This is a genomic window from Mesorhizobium sp. WSM4822, assembly GCF_055811155.1.
On the sequence record NZ_JBVVQM010000015.1, the window covers coordinates 24,843 to 48,078 of the forward strand.

The 23,236-nt window shown below is 62.4% G+C and carries 21 protein-coding genes; 13 read left to right on the top strand and 8 right to left on the bottom strand.

What is annotated here, in order from left to right; translation table 11 throughout:
- Position 1 precedes the first annotated feature (1 nt).
- Genes trpC through AC0L3E_RS28495 form a run of 3 tightly spaced genes read right to left on the bottom strand, consistent with a single transcriptional unit; the run spans position 2 to position 3,724 of the window.
- Positions 2-814 (bottom strand): indole-3-glycerol phosphate synthase TrpC, encoded by an 813-nt coding sequence (trpC, locus tag AC0L3E_RS28485; protein ID WP_128308558.1) that lies wholly within the window; start codon positions 812-814, stop codon positions 2-4.
- Positions 815-824: 10 nt separating this feature from the next.
- Positions 825-1,835, bottom strand: a complete 1,011-nt coding sequence (gene trpD, locus AC0L3E_RS28490) for an anthranilate phosphoribosyltransferase (RefSeq protein WP_127397779.1) — start codon at positions 1,833-1,835, stop codon at positions 825-827.
- Complete coding sequence (locus AC0L3E_RS28495; RefSeq protein ID WP_473606147.1) at positions 1,832-3,724, bottom strand: SurA N-terminal domain-containing protein; 1,893 nt, start codon at positions 3,722-3,724, stop codon at positions 1,832-1,834. The genes trpD and AC0L3E_RS28495 overlap by 4 nt, the downstream gene beginning before the upstream one ends.
- A gap of 145 nt (positions 3,725-3,869) precedes the next feature.
- Between AC0L3E_RS28495 and tpiA the strand changes: the two genes are divergently transcribed.
- The 5 genes from tpiA (at position 3,870) to AC0L3E_RS28520 (ending at position 8,948) form a co-directional block, all read left to right on the top strand.
- Positions 3,870-4,637: a triose-phosphate isomerase gene (gene tpiA / locus AC0L3E_RS28500; protein WP_473606148.1), complete on the top strand. Its 768-nt coding sequence runs from the start codon at positions 3,870-3,872 to the stop codon at positions 4,635-4,637.
- Between the two features lie 171 nt (positions 4,638-4,808).
- On the top strand, positions 4,809-5,279 hold the full coding sequence (gene secG / locus AC0L3E_RS28505; RefSeq protein ID WP_127268768.1) for a preprotein translocase subunit SecG: 471 nt from the start codon (positions 4,809-4,811) through the stop codon (positions 5,277-5,279).
- Positions 5,280-5,490: 211 nt separating this feature from the next.
- Positions 5,491-6,618 (top strand): L,D-transpeptidase, encoded by a 1,128-nt coding sequence (locus tag AC0L3E_RS28510; protein WP_127319981.1) that lies wholly within the window; start codon positions 5,491-5,493, stop codon positions 6,616-6,618.
- 146 nt (positions 6,619-6,764) lie between these two features.
- The gene (locus AC0L3E_RS28515) at positions 6,765-8,393 is read left to right on the top strand and encodes a CTP synthase (protein ID WP_164761665.1); all 1,629 of its coding nucleotides are present in this window, start codon (positions 6,765-6,767) and stop codon (positions 8,391-8,393) included.
- 18 nt (positions 8,394-8,411) lie between these two features.
- The gene (locus AC0L3E_RS28520) at positions 8,412-8,948 is read left to right on the top strand and encodes a DUF1697 domain-containing protein (RefSeq protein WP_127268715.1); all 537 of its coding nucleotides are present in this window, start codon (positions 8,412-8,414) and stop codon (positions 8,946-8,948) included.
- 35 nt (positions 8,949-8,983) lie between these two features.
- On the opposite strand, the gene AC0L3E_RS28525 is transcribed toward AC0L3E_RS28520, so the two are convergent.
- Both AC0L3E_RS28525 and AC0L3E_RS28530 read right to left on the bottom strand, forming a co-directional pair.
- On the bottom strand, positions 8,984-10,441 hold the full coding sequence (locus tag AC0L3E_RS28525; RefSeq protein ID WP_127268714.1) for an NCS1 family nucleobase:cation symporter-1: 1,458 nt from the start codon (positions 10,439-10,441) through the stop codon (positions 8,984-8,986).
- A 242-nt stretch (positions 10,442-10,683) separates the two neighbouring features.
- Positions 10,684-11,586, bottom strand: a complete 903-nt coding sequence (locus AC0L3E_RS28530; protein WP_127397238.1) for a LysR family transcriptional regulator — start codon at positions 11,584-11,586, stop codon at positions 10,684-10,686.
- A gap of 234 nt (positions 11,587-11,820) precedes the next feature.
- Between AC0L3E_RS28530 and AC0L3E_RS28535 the strand changes: the two genes are divergently transcribed.
- From AC0L3E_RS28535 to AC0L3E_RS28570, 8 genes are all read left to right on the top strand, one after another.
- Positions 11,821-13,335, top strand: a complete 1,515-nt coding sequence (locus AC0L3E_RS28535; RefSeq protein WP_127319989.1) for a leucyl aminopeptidase — start codon at positions 11,821-11,823, stop codon at positions 13,333-13,335.
- 55 nt (positions 13,336-13,390) lie between these two features.
- Positions 13,391-14,296, top strand: a complete 906-nt coding sequence (locus AC0L3E_RS28540) for a proline iminopeptidase-family hydrolase (protein WP_473606149.1) — start codon at positions 13,391-13,393, stop codon at positions 14,294-14,296.
- A gap of 19 nt (positions 14,297-14,315) precedes the next feature.
- Positions 14,316-15,977, top strand: a complete 1,662-nt coding sequence (locus AC0L3E_RS28545) for an ABC transporter substrate-binding protein (RefSeq protein WP_127270356.1) — start codon at positions 14,316-14,318, stop codon at positions 15,975-15,977.
- Between the two features lie 39 nt (positions 15,978-16,016).
- Positions 16,017-17,033 carry an ABC transporter permease gene (locus AC0L3E_RS28550; protein WP_128309592.1) on the top strand — a complete coding sequence of 339 codons (1,017 nt, stop codon included), beginning with the start codon at positions 16,017-16,019 and terminating at the stop codon, positions 17,031-17,033.
- Complete coding sequence (locus AC0L3E_RS28555) at positions 17,033-18,004, top strand: ABC transporter permease (RefSeq protein WP_023813929.1); 972 nt, start codon at positions 17,033-17,035, stop codon at positions 18,002-18,004. Before AC0L3E_RS28550 ends, AC0L3E_RS28555 begins: the two co-directional genes overlap by 1 nt.
- Positions 18,001-18,960, top strand: coding sequence for an ABC transporter ATP-binding protein (locus AC0L3E_RS28560; RefSeq protein WP_128309591.1), 960 nt, complete (start codon positions 18,001-18,003; stop codon positions 18,958-18,960). The genes AC0L3E_RS28555 and AC0L3E_RS28560 overlap by 4 nt, the downstream gene beginning before the upstream one ends.
- Positions 18,961-18,968: 8 nt before the next feature.
- Entirely contained in the window at positions 18,969-19,955 is a 987-nt protein-coding gene (locus AC0L3E_RS28565) for an ABC transporter ATP-binding protein (protein ID WP_127267732.1), read from the top strand.
- A gap of 139 nt (positions 19,956-20,094) precedes the next feature.
- On the top strand, positions 20,095-20,397 hold the full coding sequence (locus tag AC0L3E_RS28570; RefSeq protein WP_127267728.1) for a DUF982 domain-containing protein: 303 nt from the start codon (positions 20,095-20,097) through the stop codon (positions 20,395-20,397).
- A 107-nt stretch (positions 20,398-20,504) separates the two neighbouring features.
- Here AC0L3E_RS28570 and AC0L3E_RS28575 read toward each other — a convergent pair whose 3' ends face one another.
- The 3 genes from AC0L3E_RS28575 to AC0L3E_RS28585 form a co-directional block, all read right to left on the bottom strand.
- A complete protein-coding gene (locus AC0L3E_RS28575) occupies positions 20,505-21,311 on the bottom strand; it encodes a DUF1194 domain-containing protein (RefSeq protein ID WP_127327377.1) in 807 nt (268 codons plus the stop codon).
- Between the two features lie 41 nt (positions 21,312-21,352).
- Positions 21,353-22,054, bottom strand: coding sequence for a hypothetical protein (locus AC0L3E_RS28580; RefSeq protein ID WP_127267726.1), 702 nt, complete (start codon positions 22,052-22,054; stop codon positions 21,353-21,355).
- Between the two features lie 112 nt (positions 22,055-22,166).
- Positions 22,167-23,165 carry a DMT family transporter gene (locus AC0L3E_RS28585; RefSeq protein ID WP_128309247.1) on the bottom strand — a complete coding sequence of 333 codons (999 nt, stop codon included), beginning with the start codon at positions 23,163-23,165 and terminating at the stop codon, positions 22,167-22,169.
- Positions 23,166-23,236 lie beyond the last annotated feature (71 nt).

Below are 23,236 nucleotides of genomic sequence, written 5' to 3' on the forward strand. Positions count from 1 at the left end.
GTCAGATGACCTCGGCCAAAGCCTTGCCTGTCAGAAGCAGGCGCGTCGCCGCGGTGACGTCCTGTTGCCGCATCAGGCTCTCGCCGACAAGAAAAGTGCCGATGTCGCTCTTTTGCAGCCTGAGGCAGTCGTCATGCGAGAAAATACCGCTCTCGCTGACCAGCAAGCGGTCGGCCGGAACCATCGTCGCCAGCCGCATGGAAGTGTCGAGGCTGGTCTCGAATGTGCGCAGATTGCGGTTGTTGATGCCGATCAGCCGCGACGACAGTTTTAGCGCGCGCTGCGTCTCGGTCTCGTCGTGCACTTCGACCAGTGCATCCATGCCGAGTTCGGAGGCCGTCGCCTCGAGCTCGCTGGCCAGGACGTCGTCGACACTGGCCATGATGATCAGGATGGCATCCGCGCCCCAGGCGCGGGCTTCGTAGACCTGATACGGATCGAACAGGAAATCCTTGCGCAGCGCCGGCAGCGCGACGGCGGCTCGCGCCCGGGTGAGAAATTCGGGCGCACCCTGGAAGGACGGTGCATCGGTCAGCACCGAAAGACAGGCAGCACCACCCTTGGCATAGGCCTGCGCCAGCGCCGGTGGATCGAAATCGGCACGGATCAGACCCTTGGAAGGGCTCGCCTTCTTGATCTCGGCGATTAGCGCGAAGGCGCCGGATTTGCGCTTCGCTTCCAGTGCGGCAAGAAAGCCGCGCGGTGCGTCGGCGTCTTTTGCCCGGGCCTTGATTTCGGCCAACGGCACGCGTGCCTTTGCTGCCGCGATCTCGTCGCGCTTGTAGGCCTCGATCTTGCGAAGAATGTCAGACACGCTCTATCCGTTATCCGTTCGAAATCTCGACCAGCCTGTCGAGCACTTGCAGGGCACGGCCGCTGTCGATGGCTTGCGCCGCCGCCGCGATGCCGTCGCCAAGCGTCGTCGCCTTCCCGGCCACAACCAGTCCGGCACCGGCGTTCATCAGCACGGTGTCGCGATAGGCGCCGGCGGCACCGCCCAGCATATCGCGCAGGGCCTTGGCGTTGTAGTCCGCATCGCCGCCACGCAATTCGTCCTTGCTGTGGCGCGGCAACCCAACCGCTTCAGGCGTCAGGGTGAAGCTGCGGATCTCGCCGCCGATCAGTTCGGCAACCTGCGTCTCGCCGGTGGTGGTGATCTCGTCATAGCCGTCGCCATGGGCAACCCAGACATGCTCGGCACCCAGCGCCTTCAGCGTCTCGGCAACCGGCAGGATCCATTCCGGCAGGAACACACCGACCAGCTGCCGCTTGACGCCGGCCGGATTGGAGAGCGGCCCGAGCAGGTTGAATATGGTGCGGGTGCCGAGTTCGACGCGAGTCGGGCCGACATGCTTCATCGCCGGATGGTGCGCAGGCGCGAACATGAAGCCAACGCCTGCCTCGTGGATGCAGCGGCCGATGAATTCGGGCGAGATGTCGATCTTGACGCCGAGCGCAACCAGCACGTCGGCTGCCCCCGTCAACGATGACAGGCCGCGATTGCCGTGTTTGGCAACCGGCACGCCGCTGCCGGCAACGACGAAGGCCGATGCCGTCGAAATGTTGACGCTGTGAGAATTGTCGCCGCCGGTGCCGACGATGTCGATGGCGTCGGTGGGCGCGTCGACGTGCAGCATCTTGCCCCGCATGGTTGCGACGGCGCCTGAAATCTCGCTCACCGTCTCGCCGCGCACACGCAGCGCCATCAGGAAACCGCCGATCTGGCCGGGGGTCGCGTCACCCGACATGATGATGTCGAAGGCCTCGCGCGCTTCCTCGAAGGAAAGCGCGCTACCGGTCGCGATCTTGGCGATATGGGTTTTCAGCGCGCTCATCTTGTCGAGGCTTGGGCGACGGCGGCCTGGTCGATGCGAACGTCGTACTGCGTCTGCAACTGCGCCACCAACTGGTCGAGCAGGTCATCCGACATGCCGGAGGTGAAGGATTTCTGCGCGTCGTCCGGCACCGAACTGGCATCGGCTCCGGCGGGCTCGAACACTTCGGCGACCTTGTACAGGATCTGCCCGTCTCCGGTGGGTGAGGGGATCAGGCCGGTGCCGCCTTCGCCGACACCGAACATCGCTGCCGCACCCTCCTTACCGAAGTCGACATCGTCAGCCTCACGCTTGACACCGCGCTTGGTCTGCTTTTCGAGCTTCAGTTCGCTGGCGATGACATCGAGCGTTGCGCCGGCCTTGAGCCGCTTTTCCAGTTCGTCAGCCTTGGCGGCCAGCCGCTTGCTTATTTCCGCCGCCGTCCAGTCGGCGACGACTTTCTGACGAACCTCATCCAGCGTGCGGTCGCGAGCCGGCGTGATGGACGCCACCTCATAGAAGACGAAGCCGTTGTCGGCTGTGGTCAAGGCATCGTTTTCCGTGTTGGGTTCGGCGTCGAAGACGGCTTTGATCAGCTCCGGCGATTGCGGCAGGTCCTTGACGATGGTTGCATCTGGCCGCAGTCCACTACGATCGATGGCGTCGATGGTGACGACCTTCAGCTTCAGCTTGGCCGCGGCCTCCGCCAGCGAACTGCCGGCGGCGCGGGTGTCATCGTAATTGTCGCGCACGTCCAGAAGGATGCGGCTTGCCTCGCCCAGCGCCAGATCCTTGCGGATCTGATCGGACACCTCGGCCAGTGGCTTCACCACCTCGGGCTTGATCTCGGTGACGCGCAGCAGCACCGGACCGAAGGCGCCTTGCACGACCTGACTGACTTCATTGGCGTTGAGCGAAAAGGCCGCGTCGGCGACCGCCTTGTCGGCGATCTTGTCCTTGGCAAGCGTGCCGAGCAACGTATCGGCCGGCGTCTTGCCTTCCGCCGTGACAAGCTTGTCGAAAGTGGCGCCGGCCTTGAGCGAATCGAGTGCGGCCTTGGCCGCATCCGGCGTCTTGAACACGAGCTGCTCGACGGTGCGCAGTTCCGGCGTGGTGTAACGCGCCTTGTTCTTGTTGTAGTCGTCGCTGACCTGGCTGTCGGTGACGGCGGTCGTATCCATGATGTCGACGGGTTCGAGGCGGACATAGGAAAATTTGCGGTATTCGGGTGCCGCATATGTCTTCTTGTTGGCTTCGAAATAGGCCGAGAGCACGCTATCGGACGGCGCCGCGATCGGCTCGACCAGTGCCTTGGGCAGCGTCAAATAGTCGATGGTGCGGTCTTCGCCGCGATAGAGCGCAACCGCCTTGAAGAAAGTGTCCGGAGCCTTGAGGCCATCCGAGACCGCCTCGACAATTTGCTGGCGCACGGCCACCTGGGCACGGTTCTTCAAATAGTCCTCGGGCCGCATGCCGATCTGCTGCAGCATATATTCGAACGTTCTGCGGTCGAACTGGCCGCCCGGGCCCTTGAAGGCTGGGTCCTCGCGTGTCAGCTCGGCCAGCCGATCCTTGGAAAGTCCGAGGCCCAGCTTGCGGGCCTGTTCGTCGAGAACGGCACCAGAGACGAGCTGAGCCAACACCTGGTTGTCGACGCCGAGCGCCTTTGCCTGTTCGTGGCTGAGACGTTGGCCGAACTGTTGCGACATGACGGCGATCTGGCGATCGTAGGCGAGACGGTATTCGTTGATCGATACTTTGGTGCCGCCGGCGGTTATCACCGAATCGTGGCCGGCAAGACCGCTCATCAGCTGTCCGGAAACGCCCCAGACCAAAAAGCTGAGCACCAGCAGCACCAACAGTCCCTTCGCGACCCAGGTGCCTGCCGCGTTTCTCAATATACCAAGCATTTTTACTTCCGATTTATGCGCATTTTCGCATGCGCCGAGTCTGAAACAAGCGCAATAGCGCCCTTCCGGCCCACTGTCGATTGCTTTGTGGCCTGATTTTGGTAGTGAGGGCCAGAGCCCCGATATCATCCGGAGAAGCAAACCCATGACGCCAGGAATTCGCCCGCTCGTCGCCGGCAACTGGAAAATGAACGGCACCAGCGCCTCCCTCAACGAGCTCCGGATGATCGGCAACGGTTTCATGAGCGGACTTGACGCGGAGACCGAAGCGCTGGTTTGCGTTCCCGCAACCCTGCTTGCTCACGCCGCGGAGATCCTGTCACGCACGCCGGTGCATGCCGGCGGTGAGGATTGCCATACCAAGGAGAGCGGCGCCTACACCGGCTGCATATCGGCGGAAATGCTCAGGGATGCCGGTGCGAGCCATGTCATCGTCGGCCATTCCGAATGCCGCGAGCAACGCGGCGAGGATGACGCCACTGTCCAGGCCAAGGCATCCGCCGCATGGCGTGCCGGGCTTGTTCCCATCATTTGCGTCGGCGAAACGCATGAACAGCGTGAAGCGGGCGCCACGCTGGACGTGCTGTCGCGGCAGGTCGATGGTTCGGTCCCGTCAAGCGCCACCCCATCGAACACCATCATTGCCTATGAGCCGGTATGGGCGATCGGCACCGGCCTGACGCCGACGGCCGGCGATGTGGCCGCAGCACATGCACATATCCGCGAAAAGCTGTCGGAAAAGCTCGGCGGCGTCGCGGCGAAGATGCGCATTCTCTACGGCGGCTCGGTCAAGCCCTCCAACGCGGTCGAACTGCTCGGCGTCAGGAATGTCGACGGCGCGCTGGTCGGCGGCGCCAGCCTGAAAGCGGCGGATTTTCTCGGCATCGCCGAGGCTTATCGCAATATTGCCTGAAGACATTCGCTCCGCCGGACAAGGGCTTCCGGTGCACGAAATCGTTGCAAAGGACGGGTTGCTTCCCATATTCCGGCCACGGGCTTGGAAATGCCGTCAAAGCATTGTATTGAGCCGCCTCCAATTCACCGGTCGTGTCCGCGGCCGGGCAAGGCCTTGCCAGGATAAACTATGGAAACCGTACTGATCGTCATCCATCTCATGGTCGTGCTCGCCCTTGTCGGCGTGGTGCTGCTGCAGCGTTCCGAAGGCGGCGGCCTCGGCATCGGTGGCGGATCCGGCTTCATGACCGCGCGTGGTGCGGCCAATGCCCTGACGCGTGCGACGGCGATCCTGGCGGCCGCCTTCTTCGCCACGTCACTGACACTGTCGATCGTCGCCCGCTACGGCGAGAAGCCGATCGACATCCTCGACCGCGTGCCGGCGACGTCGGACGGTGCGGGCAAAGGCGTGCTCAACCAGTTGCCCGGCACGACCACCCCGGCGCCCGCCGGCAGCACCACGCCGACGCCGCCTTCCGGCAACGACGCTGCGGCTCCAGCGACTGCCCCGGCCACGGCGCCTGCCGCCGGTTCGACGCCGCCGGCGACCAACGGCACGGCGCCCGCCGCACCGGCGACCCCGCAGGTCCCGAACCAATAGTCTTCCACGCTTGAAACCGCGATCTGTGGTCGTTTGAACACAGTCGCGGCAAATGCAGCAAGATCACGAAGATTCGACAGGGTGAGGCGGGGCCTCGCGCTTGAGGCAGCCGCGCTTATTCGACTATAGATTGCGCGCGGCATTTCCGGCGCCCTTGGGGGGCGCTGGGCGACGCCGTGGGCAACAAGCATAGAACGATCGGATCTTCGCCATGCAGCTTCGCAGCTTCATTTTCCTGGGACTTTGCGCCGCACTCGGCATGAGTTCCCCAGCCTTCGCCGGCGTGCCGGCAAATATGGCCGCACAGCCTTCGGCTGAAACAACTTCTGCCATCAACGTCGCCGTCAAGAGTGATGCGTCGCAATTGAAGCTTCTAAAGAAGAAGAAAAACCCGACGCCCGACGACCTCGCCCAGATCAAGAAGATCGAGGCCAAGATCGTTGCCGACAAGGAAGCCGCCAAAGCCAAGGCGCTCGAAGCCAGGAAACTGGCGATGCGCGAGGCGGCAAAGGCCAAGGCCGACGCTGAACGGCAGGCGTTCCTGGCCAAGAAGGGCAAGAGCACGCAGGCAACCCAGGTGGCCGATGCCAAGCCGGCCAAGAAGCTGGTTGCCAAGATCATCGAACCAATCGAACCGATCGCGCCGATCCAGTCGGCCGAGCCGCTTCCGGCAGAGGCGATGAACATCGCCCTGACCGGCAACAATGGCGAGTTGCGCAGCGAGGTCATCGGCCAGAAGCAGCCGAGCAGCGGCGGTTTGTTCGCCGGTCTCTTCGGCGGTAGCTCTTCCTCTTCGTCGATTTCATATCTTCCCGAGACACGGGCTCTCGACCAGGCTCTCGCCAAGAGGGAAGCCAAGAAGCAGTTCAAGGTGAAGCCGGAATTCGTGCCGCAGGACGTGGAATTCAGCGGTTACGCTGCCGGCACCATCGTTATCGACACCAGCGCGCGCCGCCTCTACCTCGTCGAATCGTCCTCCACCGCGCGCCGCTACGCCATCGCGGTCGGCCGCGACGGCCTGCAGTTCAAGGGTACGGTTGCAGTCGGTGACAAGCAGGAATGGCCGCGCTGGATCCCGACGCTGGACATGCAGAAGCGCGAGCCGAAGCATTACGGCCAGTATAAGGACGGTATGCCCGGCGGTGGCCAGAATCCGCTCGGCGCGCGCGCCATCTATCTCTATGACGGCAAGAAGGACACGCATCTGCGCATCCACGGCACCATTGCGCCGCAGTCGATCGGAACCAGCGCCTCGAATGGTTGCTTCCGCATGATCAACGAGCACGTCATGGACCTTTACAGCCGCGTCAGGGTTGGCACCAAGGTCGTCATCATCTGACGTTTTCGTCATCCTGCCGAAAGGGCCGGCTCAGCCGGCCCTTTTGTTTTGCCTTGTTCACGATCCAAGCGCCTTCTTGGGAAAAAAGCTTCGCGGCGGTTTTTTCTCTGGCGGAATCAATCCGGCCGCGTTAAGCGATGACTCCCATGGCGCGATATGTATTCATCACAGGCGGCGTGGTTTCCTCACTTGGAAAAGGCATTGCCGCAGCGGCCCTTGGGGCTCTCCTGCAGGCGCGAGGCTATCGCGCACGCATCAAAAAACTCGATCCCTACCTGAATGTCGATCCAGGCACGATGTCGCCGTACCAGCATGGCGAAGTCTTCGTCACCGACGATGGTGCGGAAACCGATCTTGATCTTGGCCATTACGAGCGCTTCACAGGCCGCTCCGCCAACCAGCAGGACAACATCACCACCGGCCGCATCTACAAGAACATCATCGAGCGCGAGCGGCGCGGCGACTATCTCGGCGCAACCGTGCAGGTCATCCCGCACGTCACCGATGAGATCAAGAATTTCGTTCTTAACGGCAATGACGACTATGATTTCGTGTTGTGCGAGATCGGCGGCACGGTCGGCGACATCGAGGCGATGCCATTCCTGGAAGCTATTCGCCAGCTCGGCAACGACCTGCCGCGCAACAACGCCGTCTACGTCCATCTGACGCTGATGCCCTACATACCGACGGCAGGCGAGCTGAAGACCAAGCCGACTCAGCATTCGGTCAAGGAGCTGCGCGGCATCGGCATCGCGCCCGATATCCTGCTGGTCCGTGCCGACCGCGCCATTCCCAAGGAAGAGCGCAGGAAACTGTCGCTGTTTTGCAATGTGCGCGAAAGTGCCGTGATCCAGGCGCTCGACGTGCCGCATATCTACGATGTGCCGATGGCTTACCATAGGGAAGGGCTCGATTCGGAAGTGCTGGCCGCCTTCGGCATCGATCCGGCGCCGAAGCCGCGCATGGAGCCGTGGCAGGCGGTATCCAACCGCATCCACAATCCGGAAGGCGAGGTCACCATCGCCGTTGTCGGCAAATATACCGGCCTCAAGGACGCCTACAAATCTCTGATCGAGGCGCTCTCGCATGGCGGCCTTGCCAACCACGTCAAGGTCAAGCTCGACTGGATCGAATCGGAGATCTTCGAAAAGGAAGATCCGACGCCCTGGCTGGAAAAGGTGCATGGCATCTTGGTTCCCGGCGGTTTTGGCGAGCGCGGCTCCGAAGGCAAGATCCTGGCGGCGAAGTTCGCGCGTGAGCGCAAGGTGCCGTACTTCGGTATCTGCTTCGGCATGCAGATGGCCTGCATCGAGGCGGCGCGATCGCTGGCCGGCGTCGAACATGCGTCTTCGACCGAGTTTGGTCCGACCGAAGAACCGGTGGTCGGCCTGATGACCGAATGGCTGAAAGGCAACATGCTGGAGAAGCGCCGCGAAACCGGCGATCTCGGCGGCACGATGCGGCTCGGCGCCTATCAGGCCGAGCTCGCCAAAGGCTCCAAGATCGCCGAGATCTATGGCGACACACAGATTTTCGAGCGCCATCGCCACCGCTACGAGGTCAATGTCGACTACAAGGAGCGGCTTGAGGATTGCGGCCTGGTGTTTGCCGGCATGTCGCCCGACGGCGTGTTGCCGGAAACGGTCGAATACCCGGACCATCCGTGGTTCATCGGCGTGCAGTATCACCCGGAACTGAAAAGCCGGCCGCTCGAGCCGCATCCGCTGTTCGCCAGTTTCATCGAGGCGGCCGTGGAGCAGAGCCGGCTGGTGTAGCGATCAGGTCGGGCGGCAATGCAGACCTATGTCGCACTGCTTTACAGTATCATCCTGGCTGAGGGGCGACGGGTCGTCATGGCCGACCTCAAGGCCATGGCCGAAGAGCTCGGGCTGAACAACCCGCGCACGCTGGTGGCGACGGGCAATCTGGTCTTCGAGGCACCGGCAACTGATATCGCCGACCTCGAACAGTGGTTGGAGGCAGCCTTCGAAAAAACCTTCGGCCGCCATGTCGATATCATCGTGCGCGGTGCCGAGGACTGGCTGAAGCTTGCCGCCGGCAATCCGTTTCCGATGGAATCGAATGCGACCGCGGATCAGGTGGCGGTGCGCGTGATGCGTAAGCCTGCACCCGAGCAGGCCGTGACGGCACTGCAGGCCTATGCCGCCGAGGACGAGAAAGTGACTTCGCTCGGCGGCGACATCTGGGTCGTCTTTTCGCGAGAGAGGCCAAGTTCGCGGCTGCTCGCGGCAATGAACCACAAGCGCATGGGCATCGGCACGTCGCGCAACTGGAACACGGTGCGCAAATTGGCCGAGATGATCGGGTAGTTGGGGCGGCTTTGCGCCGCCCCTGATGATGCTCGTCAGGCTTTCGCGGTCTTGGCGCCTGCGCCCAGAGCGGCGGTGCGCAGCACGTAGTAGATAATGCCGGCGATCGCCACGCCGAAGAACCAGCCATAGACACCCCACCAGGACGGCAGCCAGTTGGTGAAGTTGGGCAGGATCGACGAGAAGATGGCGCCGATGCCTGCTGCGATGAATGCATTGACGTGCCAGCCGCCCTGGAAACGGAACTCGCCGTCCTCGCGGTAGAGCGCCTCGACGTCGACCTCGCCCTTCCGGATCAGGTAGTAGTCGACCATCATCACGCCGAAGATCGGCCCCATTGTCGCGCCGATGATGTTGACGAAGGAAGCGGCACTGCCTTCCCACGGCGCGAAGGGGTAAAGCAGCAGGGCAATCACGGCCGCGATATAGCCGCCCTTCTTGAAGTCGATCTGCCTGGGAAAGACGTTGGAGAAGTCGAAGGCCGGCGAGACGAAGTTTGCCACCACGTTGATGCCGAGGGTTGCCACGGCAAAAGTCAGGGCTGCGAGCGCTGCCAGGAACCAGCTGTCGAATTTCGCCGAGATCTGGTCGGGATGCAGCAGCACTTCGCCATAGACATCAAAGGCGGCAATGGTGGTGACGCCGGCGACCAGCGAGAACAGGATCAGGTTGATCGGCAGGCCCCAGATGTTGCCCTTGCGCAGCGATGCCTTGTCCGGCGCGTAACGGGCGAAATCGCAGAAGTTGAGATAGAGCGCCGAGAAATAGGTGACCCAGATCGCCGCCACCGCAAACAGCGAGGTCCACGATCCCGGCGTGCCCGGCACGCCCGCGTCCTTCGTCTTGTCCAGCAGCACGTCCATCGGGATATCGCTGGTGAAGGCAAATCTCCCGGATTTGACGCAGAGATAGATCGCCAGGATCAGCATCATCACCCAAACCGCGGGGCCGGCCCAGTCCTGGAAGCGGCGCACCGTTTCCATGCCGTTCTGGATGATCAGCAGTTGCAGCCCCCAGATGACCACGAAGCAGATCACCTCCAGGCCGGTATGGCCGAGGAAATGCGTGCTGGCGTTGAAATCGGCGAACCATTGTGTGCGGATCAGCAGCGCCACGATCGCGCCCGAGGCGGCGGCCGTCTGCGCGCCGTACCAGAAACAGGCGACGATGGCGCGCACCAGTGCCGGTATGTTGGCGCCCCAGATGCCGAAAGAGGCGCGGGCAAGCACGGGGTAGGGCACGCCCGTCTTCACGCCGGCATAGCCGACCATGTTCATCAGCACATAGATGATCAGCGAGCCGATACCGATGGCGATGATGAAGTTGACGAAGCCGCCGCAGAACAGAAACAGGCTAGCGGCCAGATAGTAGCCCCAAAGGCTGTGGACGTCCGACGTCCAGACGTTGAAGATCGAGAATGGTCCCCAGTTTCGAACTTTGGCCGGAGCCAGATCCTCGTTGTACAGATCAGGTGAAGCACCCTGTATCGTCATGGCAATGTTCCCCTTTTGCAGCACGCGCCCTCACGCGTTGACCGCGTGCAGGTTAAGCCTGCCGCAGGGGAACCGACAAGCAACCTATTTGCCGGCTTTGGCCTTAAAGATATTCAATGAGAACTGCGATTATCGATGCAAGGCGATGGTGGGTCATCGCTGAACCCGGCACGGATGATTCGAAGTTCGACGCTGGGATTCCAATGTGAAGCGGTGGCTGCCGACATCTTCGGTAGGGGGCCCTAAGCGATGGCCATCACCTGCTTGTGGTCCGCGACTTCAGCGAGCAGCCAATCCTGAAACAGGCCGGTGCCTGGTTTGTTGCCGATGCTGCGACGCTGATGCAGGTAAATGCCGGCCGGATAGGTGTGGCGGACATGGAACGGCGCGACCAGTTTGCCTTGCTGCAGAAAATCTTGCGCCATGATCGTGTCCGCAAGCGCTATTCCGGCGCCATTGATCGCTTCGCGCATGATGAGCGTACAATCATCCAGTGTTGTGCTGGATTTTGGCGTCGTTTCCAGAACGCCTTCCTGCTCCAGCCAACGCTTCCATCTCATGGTTTCGCATTCATGGATCAGATGATGATTGACCAGATCGGCCGGCGATCGCAGCGGCACAGGCCCCTCCAAAAGCGAAGGCGCACAGACCGGCGTCAAAAGCAGCGGGATCAGCAACGTCAAAGCCGGGCCGGCCTTGTAGACGAACTCGTCGACAATGGCCAAATCGAAGTTGGCGCGCTTGCCTGAAGTGGAGATCTCCAAATCCACCGACGGATGCAACCGGCGAAAGTTCGGCAACCGGTCCGCCAGCCAAAGGTTCAGAACGGTGGGCACGCACAAGACCCGGACCCGTTGGATCTTGCCGTGGCGCGAGCCGTCCGAGAGGCTGACGTCATCGGTGGCGCGCCAGATGGCTTCGAACGCCTCCGAGAGGCTGCGCGCATAGTAGGAGCCCCGGATGGTTGGCGTTATCTGGCGAAAACCGCGTTCGAACAGGTCCTGGCCAAGATTTCGTTCAAGCGCGCGGATGTGGCGGCTGACAGCCGAGGGTGTCAGATGCAGTTCTTCCGCCGCGTCCTTGACGCTGCCGAGGCGAGCGGCGGCCTCGAAAGCGCGCATGCCATTGAGTGAGGGAAGGGCCATTCGACGATCATGAATTGTCAGTTGAGTTTTTGTCAATCGACATGGGCAGAATTCGCGTTTGATCGCCTGCCCCGTTAGGGGATACCCAGAGGACAAGAGCAATTAAGTCGTCTCAAGCGACTGTTTGGGAACACCGGTACCATACCATCGACGGCTGAGACCGGCTTGACCAGTCTCACCGGTGGAGAGCGAAGCTTTGCTCGGTATCGCCGCAATTGGAGAGAGCGCCAGCCTATGCCTCAATCGCCAGCGCCGGTCTTCGAAGCTGCGGAGGAGATTTCCGCGGAAACCTCCGTCGTCGTGATTTTGCAAACTGCCCAACCAGGCTTTGGTCCCCGGGCAGCGGCTCTGGACGCTGAGATGAGCGGGATTCTCTCTCGTGCATGCTCTGACCCGGCCGCCTTGGCCGAATCCGGCACCTGCATCGATCTTATTGCCCCGCAGGCAGTATCGACCAAGCGCGTGGTTGTCCTGGCCTTGGGCAAAGCCGAAGCCGTAACCACCCTCTCGTTGGCGCGCGCCGGCGGTCTGCTTGCCGCACATCTGGAAGGCAAGGGGGAATGCGCGGCCACTCTGGTCCTGGACCCCATCGCTGGCATTGAACTATCCGGCGCCGAAATCCTGGCGCGTGTCGCGCTTGGCATGCGGCTGCGCCGCTATCGTTTCGACATGCGCAACCGGCGGCAAGGAGCGGGAGCGGATCGAACCTTGCGGGTGAAACTGGTCGGAGCCGGCGGCCCGGATCTGACCGCGGCGCTGACGCGGATCAATGCAATCGCCGATGGCGTCGAATATGCACGCACCTTGGTCAACCTGCCGCCAAACCATCTCCACCCCGACAATTTCCATGATCATCTGGAGCCGCTGCGTGAAGCCGGCATCGACATCGAAATGCTCGATGCCGCGCAACTGAAGGAGCTCGGCATGAACGCGCTCCTCGCCGTTGGGTCGGGCTCGGCGCGTCCGCCACGGGTCGCTGTCCTGCGCTACCGCGGCAAGGGTGCTCCCGCCCAACCACTCGCTTTCGTCGGCAAAGGCGTCTGCTTCGATTCGGGAGGCCTCTGCATCAAGGGCGGAGCGCAGATGTTCGACATGAAAGCCGACATGGGCGGAGCGGCGGCTGTGGTCGGCCTGCTGATCGCGCTCGCCCGGCAAGGCAGCCCGGTACACGTTGTCGGTGTTCTCGGCATCGCCGAGAACATGCCATCGGGCACCGCGCTCAAACCGCGCGACATCATCACCACGGCCTCGGGACAGACAGTGGAAGTGTTCGACACGGATGCGGAGGGACGCCTGCTTCTGGCCGACTGCCTCTACTATGCAGCCACGCGCTTCAACCCTTCGGTGATCGTCGATCTGGCGACGCTGACCTATTCGGTGACGCGTGGCCTGGGGTCGATATTCGCAGGCCTATTCAGCACCGACGATGCCATCGCTTCACAGATGATCGCGGCCGGAGAAACGGTCGGCGAGCGGTTCTGGCGGCTGCCGCTCGACCGGGCCTATGATGAGGGTCTGCAATCGCCGTTCGCGGACCTCAGGCATCATGCCAAGGACATGGAAGACGGCGACGCTCCCTATGCGGCGGCCTTCCTGCGTCACTTCACGGAAGACCGCCCCTGGGTGCATCTCGACATCGCCAGCAAGGAACTGACCGACACCGATCGGCCTCTGGGCAGGCAAGGCGCCACGGCATTTGGCGTGCAGATGCTGGAAGAGTGGGTGCAGGTCACCCGCAACATGAGTTAGGGCGCCTGCCGTCACGGACAAATACAAGATGCCTTCAACCGCACTGGGAACTGGGATGTCATCTGAGATCATAGGCATGGAAGGACGGGCCGCTTTCGACGCCTACGAGACCTGGTATCGGGTCAGTGGCGAACTCGGTGGCGAAAAGGCGCCTGTGGTGATCCTGCATGGCGGCCCGGGCGTCGCTCACAACTATGTCGATGCCTACAAGCTTCTTGCGCGAAGGGATCGCGCCGTCATCCACTACGACCAGTTGGGCTGCGGCAATTCCACCTTGCTGCCTGAGAAAGGCGCCGATTTCTGGACACCTGGGCTGTTCATCGACGAGCTTGAAAACCTGGTCGACCATCTCGGCATTCGGACGGGCTTCCACGTGCTCGGCCAGAGCTGGGGCGGCATGCTGGGCGCCGAATATGCCGTGACGCGGCCGCAGGGCCTGAAGTCGCTGACCATCGCCAACTCACCGGCGTCCATGAGACTGTGGGTCGAAGAGGCCAACCGGTTGCGCGCGGATCTGCCTGCGGATGTGCAGGAGACCCTGACCCGACACGAGCAGGCCGGCACGACAAACGATGCGGCGTACCAGGCGGCGACGATGGCGTTCTACGAGCGGCATGTCTGCCGGGTCGTGCCTTTCCCGCCCGAAGTCACGGAAAGTTTCGCCCAGGTCGTGCGCAATCCGACCGTCTATAATCTGATGAATGGGCCAAACGAGTTCCACGTCATCGGAACGCTGAAGAACTGGAGCATCGTCGACCGTCTGCCGGCCATCGATGTTCCCACCCTGATCATCTCCGGACGTCACGACGAGGCCACGCCCGCGACCGTGCAGCCCTACAAGGACGGCATCAAGGGGTCTCGCTGGGAGATATTCGAGCATTCCAGCCACATGCCGCATGTCGAAGAGCAAGATGCGTGCATGCGGGTGGTGGGAGACTTCCTGGACCACAACGACAATTGAAGAAAAGGGGAATGAAGACATGAAGAAACTGCTTCTGGCGGCAACAGCCGCGGCATTGCTGGCCGGTACATGGCTGGCCCCGGCACAGGCCGAATATCTCAAGGAGCACCGAGGCGGCACCATCCGCCTGCTGGCCCGCTCCGCGGCCGGAACGCTCGATCCGCACATCAATTACACGGACCAGGGCTGGCAGATGTACCAGCCGATCTATGACGGCCTGGTAGCCTTCCGCAAGGCCGAGGGTATGGACGGCTTCACCATCGTTCCCGATCTGGCCGAGGCGTTGCCACAGGTCAGCAATGACGGCAAGACCTTCACCTTCAAGCTGCGCAAGGGCATCAAGTTCTCCAGTGGCCAGGATCTTGGCGTGAAGGACGTCGTCGCTTCTTTCCAGCGCATCTTCAAGGTTTCCGGACCCACCTCCGGCACGTTCTATGCCGGCATCGTCGGTGCCGACAAATGCCTGGCCGACACCAAGAGCTGCACGCTGGAAGGCGGCGTTGTCGGCGACGAAGCGGCCGGCACCATCACCATCAACATCACCAAGCCGGATGCCGAGCTGCTCTACAAGCTCGCCTTGCCGCATGCCGTGGTCCTGCCGGCGGACACGCCCGCCGAAGACATGGGCTCCAAGCCCATTCCCAGCACCGGCGCGTACATGATCTCCGCCTTCGACCCGAACAAGGGCATGACGGTTTCCCGCAACCCCAATTTCAAGCAGTGGAGCGAAGAAGCCCAGCCGGACGGCTATCCGGATGTCGTCCAATATGATTTCGGCCTGTCCGAAGAGGCAGCCGTCACCGCGATCCAGAACGGCGAAGCGGACTGGATGTTCGACGCTCTGCCCAGCGATCGCCTGGGCGAACTGGGCAGCAAGTCCATGGACCAGCTGCACATCTCACCGCTTTCGGCTTGGTGGTACGCGCCGCTGAACAACCGTCTCGCACCCTTCGACAATGAAAAAGCCCGCCAGGCCGTTGCCTATGCGATCGATCGCAACACGTTGGTCAAGCTGTTCGGCGGAAAGGTGCTGGCCTCGCCGGTCTGTCAGGTCCTGCCCCCGGACTTCCCCGGCCATGAAGACTATTGCCCCTTCACCAAGAATCCGGGCGCCAAATGGTCGGCCCCTGACCTCGACAAGGCAAAGCAGTTCGTCGAGGACTCCGGCACCAAGGGTCAGAAGGTGACCATCATCGTCGAGGACACCGCCATTTCGCGGTCTATCGGCGTCTATCTGCAGAGCGTGCTGACCAGCATCGGCTATGTCGCCGACGTCAAGCCGATCTCGTCGAACATCCAGTTCACCTACATCCAGAACACCAACAACAAGGTGCAGATGTCCGTCACCCAGTGGTACAAGGACTATCCGGCGGCTTCGGACTTCCTGAACATCCTGTTCAGCTGTGCCTCCTTCCGCGAAGGTTCGGACGCGTCGATCAACATCGCCGGCTTCTGCGACAAGGAAATCGACGCCAAGATGCAAAAGGCATTGGACCTCGGCGTCACCGATCAGAAAGCCGCCGACAAAATGTGGGCTGAAATCGACAGGCAGGTCACCGACAAGGCACCTGCCGTCGGCCTCTTCACGCCGAAGCGGCTTGACTTTGTCAGCAAACGTCTTGGCAATTTCAAGTTCAACCGTCAGTTCAACTGGATGATCACCCAATCCTGGGTGCAGTGATGGCCTGGGTGCAGTAACGAACCGCGGAGGGGCACGTCCGTGTCGAACGTAGCTGTCGCCGCGCCGCGCAAGACGCGAGGGCCCTGGGCCGTCGCGTTTGCGAAGCTGGCAAGGGACAGGGCCGCCATGGCGTCCCTGGCCGTGTTCCTCCTCATCGTCCTTGCCTGCCTCAGTGCGCCTCTTTATGCAAAATGGGCAGGCGTGGACCCCTTCGCCTCGACGCTCGACGCCGTCGTCCAGATCGACGGTGCCGACGTTCCGGTGATGGAACAATCGACGGAAGGGCTGGGGCTTGGCTACACACCGCTCGGCCCGACCTGGCGGCTGGGCAATTATTTCCTCGGCGCCGACAGTCAGGGGCGCGATGTCATGGCCAGGATGCTCTATGGCGGGCTGAGCTCGTTGCTGATCTCCGGAGCAGCCACCATCTTCACCCTGATCCTGGGCACGGCGGCGGGATTGATCGCCGGCTATTTCGGCGGCGTTACCGACACGGTGCTGTCGCGGTTCCTCGACATACTGTGGGCGTTCCCCATCTATCTGCTGGCGATTTCGCTCTCCATCGTCACCATCGCGCATGGCATCACGATCGGACCGATCCAGATCGAGTCCGGCAGTCTGTGGCTGCCTGTCATCATCATCGGCATCGTCTACGTGCCCTACGTGGCCCGCCCAATACGCGGGCAGGTTATGGCGCTGCGCAAAAGCGAGTTCGTGCTGGCCGCGATCAATCTGGGCGTGCCGGGGTGGCGCATCCTGTGGCGCGACATCCTGCCCAACGTCACCACCACGCTAATCGTCTTCGTGCCGCTGATGATGGCGCTGAACATGCTTACCGAATCAGCCCTTTCCTTCCTTTCGATCGGCGTGCAGCCGCCGGCCGCGAGCTGGGGCACCATCATCCAGGACGGACAGGCGCTGCTTTACACCAGGCCATTGGTGGCGCTGGTGCCGGGCCTGGCGATCGCGGTTTCCGTCATGGCGCTCAATGTCTTCGGCGACGGCCTGCGCGACGCGCTCGATCCGCGCTCCAAGGTTCGGCTGGGGCGCGACTGATGATCTACGCAATCCTGCGCCGGTTCGGCCAGATGCTGTTCGTGATGTTCGGCATCTCGGTCATCGTCTTCCTGATTTTCTTCGCAACGCCGGGCGCCGACCCGGCTGCGCGCATCGCCGGCCGCAATGCATCGCCCGAAGTGCTGGAGGCGGTACGCCACAGCTTCGGCTTCGACCGGCCGCTCTACGTGCAATATGTGACGATGATGGAGAAGATCTTCGTCACCGGCGATCTGACCTCCTTCGTCAATCGTGGCTGGAAGGTGGTGCCGGCGGTCATGGATTCGATCCCGGTCACGCTCTCGCTGGTGTTCGGAGCGGCGATCCTGTGGGTGGTGGTCTCCATCATCATCGGCATCGCCGCCGCCGCCACGCGCGGCAGCTGGCTGGACAAGTTGCTGATGGCGCTAGGGCTGCTCGGCATTTCCATGCCGGTCTACTGGCTGGGCGAGGTGATGAACCTGATCACCCAGAGCCGCTACCACGACAGCTGGGCGTTCTCCTGGGTGCCGCCGCTCGGCTACAAGAATTTCTCCGACGATCCGAAGGGCTGGTTCCTGACCCTGGTCATTCCGTGGATCACACTGTCCATTCTCTATATCGGTATTTACGGGCGCGTGCTGCGCGCGGCAATCATCGAATCCCTGCAGGAAGACTATATCCGCACGGCCCGGGCCAAGGGGCTGTCGGAGACCCGCATCCTGCTGCGCCATGCCTTGCGCACGTCGCTCATCGCATTCGTCACTCTGTTCGGCCTGGACTTCGGTGCGCTGGTCGGAGGCTCAGCCCTGCTGACGGAGGTGGTGTTCGGGCTGCACGGCATCGGCAAGCTCACTTACGACGCTCTGCAGAATCTCGATCTGCCGATGATCATGGCAACCGTGATGTACGCGTCCATGTTCGTGGTCATCGCCAATGCGGTCGTCGATTTCGTCTACATCCTTCTCGATCCGCGCCTGAGGACATCATGATACTGTCGGTGCGCGACCTCAGAGTTTCCTTCCGCACAAATGATGGCCTGGTGCGGGCCATCGATGGCGTTTCCTTCGACCTTAAGGAGAGCGAAATCCTCGGCGTCGTCGGTGAGTCCGGTTCCGGCAAGACCGTGTCGCTGCTGGCCGTCATGGGTCTCATCACCGATCCCAACGCCACCATCGAAGGGTCGATCCGCTACAAAGGCCGCGAACTCGTGGGACTGCCCGCGCGCGAGCTCAGGCGGCTGCGCGGCAACGAGATCGCGATGATCTTCCAGGATCCGATGACGGCGCTGACGCCTGTCTACACGATCGGCTGGCAGATCGCCGAACAGATTCGCGCGCATCGCAGCATCAGCAAGTCCAAGGCGATGGAGCGCGTGGAGGAACTGCTGGCCGAGGTGAATTTTCCCAACCCGCACGAGGCGATGTCGCGCTACCCGCACCAACTGTCCGGAGGCATGCGTCAACGGGCGGTGATCGCAATGGCTTTGTCCTGCAATCCGGCGCTTCTGGTGGCTGACGAACCGACCACGGCGCTCGACGTCACCGTACAGGCCGGCATTCTCGATCTGGTGCGCAAGCTGCGCGCGACGCACAAGTCGGCGGTCGTCTTCATCACACATGACATGGGCGTGGTCTCCGAACTCGCCGACCGGGTCATGGTCATGTATGCCGGCCGCGTGGTGGAGCGCGGCAGTCGCATGGAACTGTTTTCCGATCCACGACACCCCTATACGCGCGCGCTGCTGGGTTCGATCCCGCCGCTGACCGGCGAAAAACCACGGCGCTTGCCGGCCATTCCCGGTTCGCCGCCGTCATTGCTGCGATTGCCGCAGGGCTGTGCGTTCGGTCCGCGGTGCCCGGTTCACTACGAGCCCTGCCAGGCCGGCAAGCCCGACCTCGGGAGCGGCACCCATGCCGCGGCATGCTTCAGGGTGGCACAGGCATGAGCGGACCGATGATCGACAAGAACCGCCCAATCCTCGAGACGCGTTCGCTGGGCAAGCGCTTTTCCATCGGCAGCCGTTTCTCCGCCGAAGGCAAGCGAACCGTTCATGCGGTCGACAATGTTTCCCTGACCGTGTGGCGCGGCGAGACGGTCGGGCTGGTCGGCGAATCCGGATGCGGCAAGTCCACGCTGGCGCGTTGCCTGGTGAGGCTCTACGACATATCGGACGGCGAGCTTCTGTTCGAAGGCAACGACATAACCTCCAAGTCGCTGTCCGAACTCAGGCCGCTGCGGCGCCGCCTGCAAATGGTTTTCCAGGACCCGTCGGCGTCGCTCAATCCGCGCCGGCGCGTCGGCGACCTGGTGGCCGAGCCGCTGCGCATCCATGGCAGGCTCTCGTCGAGCGAGATCACCAAACGCGTGGCGGAACTGTTCGACCTTGTCGGCTTGCTGCCGGATCACGTCATGCGGTTTCCGCACGAATTTTCCGGCGGACAACGCCAGCGCGTCGGCATCGCGCGGGCTATTGCCCTGAACCCGGACCTCGTGGTCCTGGACGAACCCGTCTCCGCGCTCGACGTGTCGGTGCAGGCACAAATCGTCAACCTGCTTGCCGATCTGCAGGAGAAGCTCAATCTCACGTACATCTTCATCGCCCACGACCTGTCGGTGGTGCGCCAGGTGTCGACCCGCATAGCGGTCATGTATCTCGGCTCGATCGTCGAAGAAGGGCCGGCGGAAGACGTGTTTGCAGCACCGGCCCATCCCTATAGCCAGGCGCTGATTTCGGCGGTTCCCGTCGTGGAGACGACGCCGGGTGGGACGCGCAAGCGCATCATCCTCACCGGCGACGTACCGAGCCCTCTGAACCCTCCAACGGGCTGCCGTTTCCATCCCCGATGCCCAATCGCGGCGGAGCGCTGCCGTTCGGAGCGGCCACAGTTACGGGAATACCGACCCGGTCGCAAAGTCGCCTGCCACTTCCCGACAATGTAGGCGACACTCACCACCGCACGGGTGATCGCCTTCGCCTGACAGATTTCTAAAAGATTCCATTCTTTATCTGGAACCAACCGGCTGTTGGCGCGTTTGGTGGGGTTCGATCGAGCGCATTGCGGTCGACCGGGAGGAAACGATGGATCAATTGCATTTCTTTTCGCCCGTGCGGATTTCGCGCGGGCAGGGACACCCTGCGGAAGAAATCGATAGTGTTGCCGAAGCCATGATGTTCTTGCGGAAATGGCCGACGGGACGGCGCGGTCCGGTTTATCAGTGCGCGCTGAATTGTTGCTCGGCCGCCTTGTCGGGCCAGATGTCGGCCGAGGAAGCAAGGAAAGCGTTCACCGGCTTTGCCCGCATCACGCGCCTTCTCGATGACGACATGGCGTTGCCAGTGCCCGGCGAAGGCGAGGCAAGGGTGCACGCGTTGCGGCGATAGGCTGTTGTCCTGACGGACCTACAAGGTCTCGCGCTGCAGCGGGGCGGGTCTTGTTGTGCAATGCGCTCGGTCTGGCGGGTCGAAAGTTCGTCTTGCGTGGCACACTTTCACAGCGGACGCTCGTCGTTCATGCTTACTTCAGTCACGAGCTTGCGGCGAAGCGCCATCGTGTAGTCGTCTGGCCCCTTCGGCGTCATGACGAAGGCCTGGGAACCGCCAATGACCGATCTGGCAAAATAGGATGCCAGAGGTTCGTCGGGATTCTCATCCTCCGTCGGGATGGCGATGGCATTGATCGTATATCCCTTGGCTATGGCGTTCGACCTGCTCGGCTGGACGGGAAGCCCGTCGTTGTTCTCGCCATTGGAGGAGATATCGATGACTTTCTTGGCCGCCTTTCCCGGAAACTGGTCGAGCAGGAGACTGCCGATGTCGATAGCCGAGGAAACGGATGTTCCGCCTCGCCCTCTGCGGATGAAGCCGGTATCGCCTTTCCTGCTGATCACCGCAGCCGCCGCTTTGGCATCTTCCAGTCCGCAGATGCTTGTCCACGGCAGCACGACGCGTGCGTGTCCGGGGCTCGACCATTCAAAATAGGCAACGCCGATGCAGCCGACATAATTCCGGCTGATGGCGGCGATGATCTCTGGCGAGGTGAGTGCCGCGGCATGTCCCTCGCGTTGCATATCGGCGATCTTCGGATCGATCGATGACGAGAAGTCGACCGCGAACACGATGGCGACGTCAACGTTCGCGGCATGGGCCGAGGCCCCCCAAAACAGCGAAGCTGCAAGTATCCCTGTCACTCTCGAGATTAAACCGGCCAGCGTCAGGAGACTGCCCCAGCCTGTCGCCCGCACCCGTTCGCGAAAGGATGGGGGGCCGGCGTCCTGATGATACACGCTGCCAAACATGTCATTCTCCATCTCGACATCCGGTCGTTTCAAAAGCGAGCTCAACATGTGGAAATCTGGCGGATCGCCTTGGTACCCACGCCGAACAGCAGCAGATCGGCCTTGGTCCACAAGAGATAACAGCCGAGCAAGGTCAGTGGCATGGCGAGGGCCGCGAAGGAGCCGCCCGACCAGACCTCAGGCAAAGCACGGCCGAGGGCCACTGTCGTCGCCAGCATTGCAGGCAACCGGCTGGCGAGCACCGCACTGCGGAACGGATCGGGCCAAGCGGCCGGCCACATCGGAATTGGCGTGCCGGGCCTGTGGAAGGTGCTGCCGAATTTGCCGAGCGCATGCAGCAGGCCGGAGGTCGCCGCAAGCAATGGATCGCCGAGCAGCAACAGGGCAATGCCGAGCCCGATCGCCCCCAGGCCCGACAGGAAGTCGCCCAGACGGTTGAGGGCGGGATCGGGAGCATCCGGCCTTGCCCAGGCCCGGTGATAGGCCTCGCCGCCCCAGAAGAAGACCAGGGTGGTCAAGGTCAGCGCAACAGTGCCATGGCTGCCAGCGAAATATTCGATCACCGCCATGGTAACGCTGCTTCCCTCATGCAAGCCGACCGGCGCGGTGGCAATCTGGATGGCGAGACCGACAATGAGGCCGAGCGCGTTACCGCTGTTGTAATAGCCGCCCGGTCCCTTCATGCGGGCGCGAAGCGCCGATACCAAATGTGCGATAGGAAGAAGGATCGTCCGCGCGTCCATCACTGCGCCTCCACGACAAGTCCTGCCGCCATCGGCAAGGCCACCGCCGCCTGGCTGATCGACGCCACTGGCCCGGTGTCGGGCGGCAGCCGGGGCCGGAATAGGTTTCGCATCACCGGCAAGGGTCATCACATTCCTCCACTGGACCTGAATTGTTGGGGTGACGATCGCCTGCCCAATTTGCGGCGGCAGCTGCAAAGGCAGGGGCCCCGTCGAAGGGTTGAACCGAAGCGGTTCGCAAGGACGTGCGTGCCTGCGGCGCTCGGTTCGACAGTGCCACGGACAGGATCGCACCCAGAATGATGGCGGCACCCAATGCGCTCGCGGACGAGCTCCGCTCGCCGAGAAAGATCGCCGCGCCCAGCGCCCCGAAAACGCTTTCTGCGCTGACGATCACGGCGGCGTGGCTGGCCGGCGTAAAGCGGAGGGCAACCGTCTGTATGCCGAAGGCAATCGCAGTGGAGAACACGCCGAGGATCGCCAGTTCCGGGCCAGCTGCGAATGCGGCGGTCAACGACAGATTGCCTTGCACTGCGCCGAGCGGCAGGGCGAAGGCGGCGGCGCCGAAGAACTGTGTCGCGGCTGCGGTGAACGGCCGCGCATGCACCTGCATGTGCCGGCCCAGTTCGACTGCCCAGAGCGCATAGCAGGCAGCCGAGAGGACAGCGGTGAGATCGCCACTGCTGAACCCGGCAATCCCTTCCGACAACAGCAGGGCTCCAACAACGGTCAGCCCGGCGGCGACCGTGAGACTCGCTGTCGGACGTTCGCCTACGAGAAACCAGGCGGCTAGCGGTGTCATTACCGTTGCCGTGCTGACCAGGAAGCTCGCATTGGTGACGGAGGCGCCGAGATAGCAAAGCTGCTGGAGCGTGATGGAGATGGCAAACAGCGCGCACACCTTGGCCAAGCTGGAAAAATAGTCCGGCCCGAGCGGAAGCCGCCTCTCCATCAAGACAAAGGGCAACACAAGCAGGCCGCCGATCAGGCAGCGCAGACCCACCGCACTCAGCGCGTCGAGATGCACAAGCACCATCTTTTGCGAGACATTGCCGAAGCCCCACAAAGCGGCTGCGAATAGCAGCAGCAAATTGGCTCTTGTCCTGGACACGCGTCCCCCTCGAACCAAGCCTTTCGTTGACTTGGTCACTTTAATTTAGCAAAGCCTAAACAGCCTGCCGT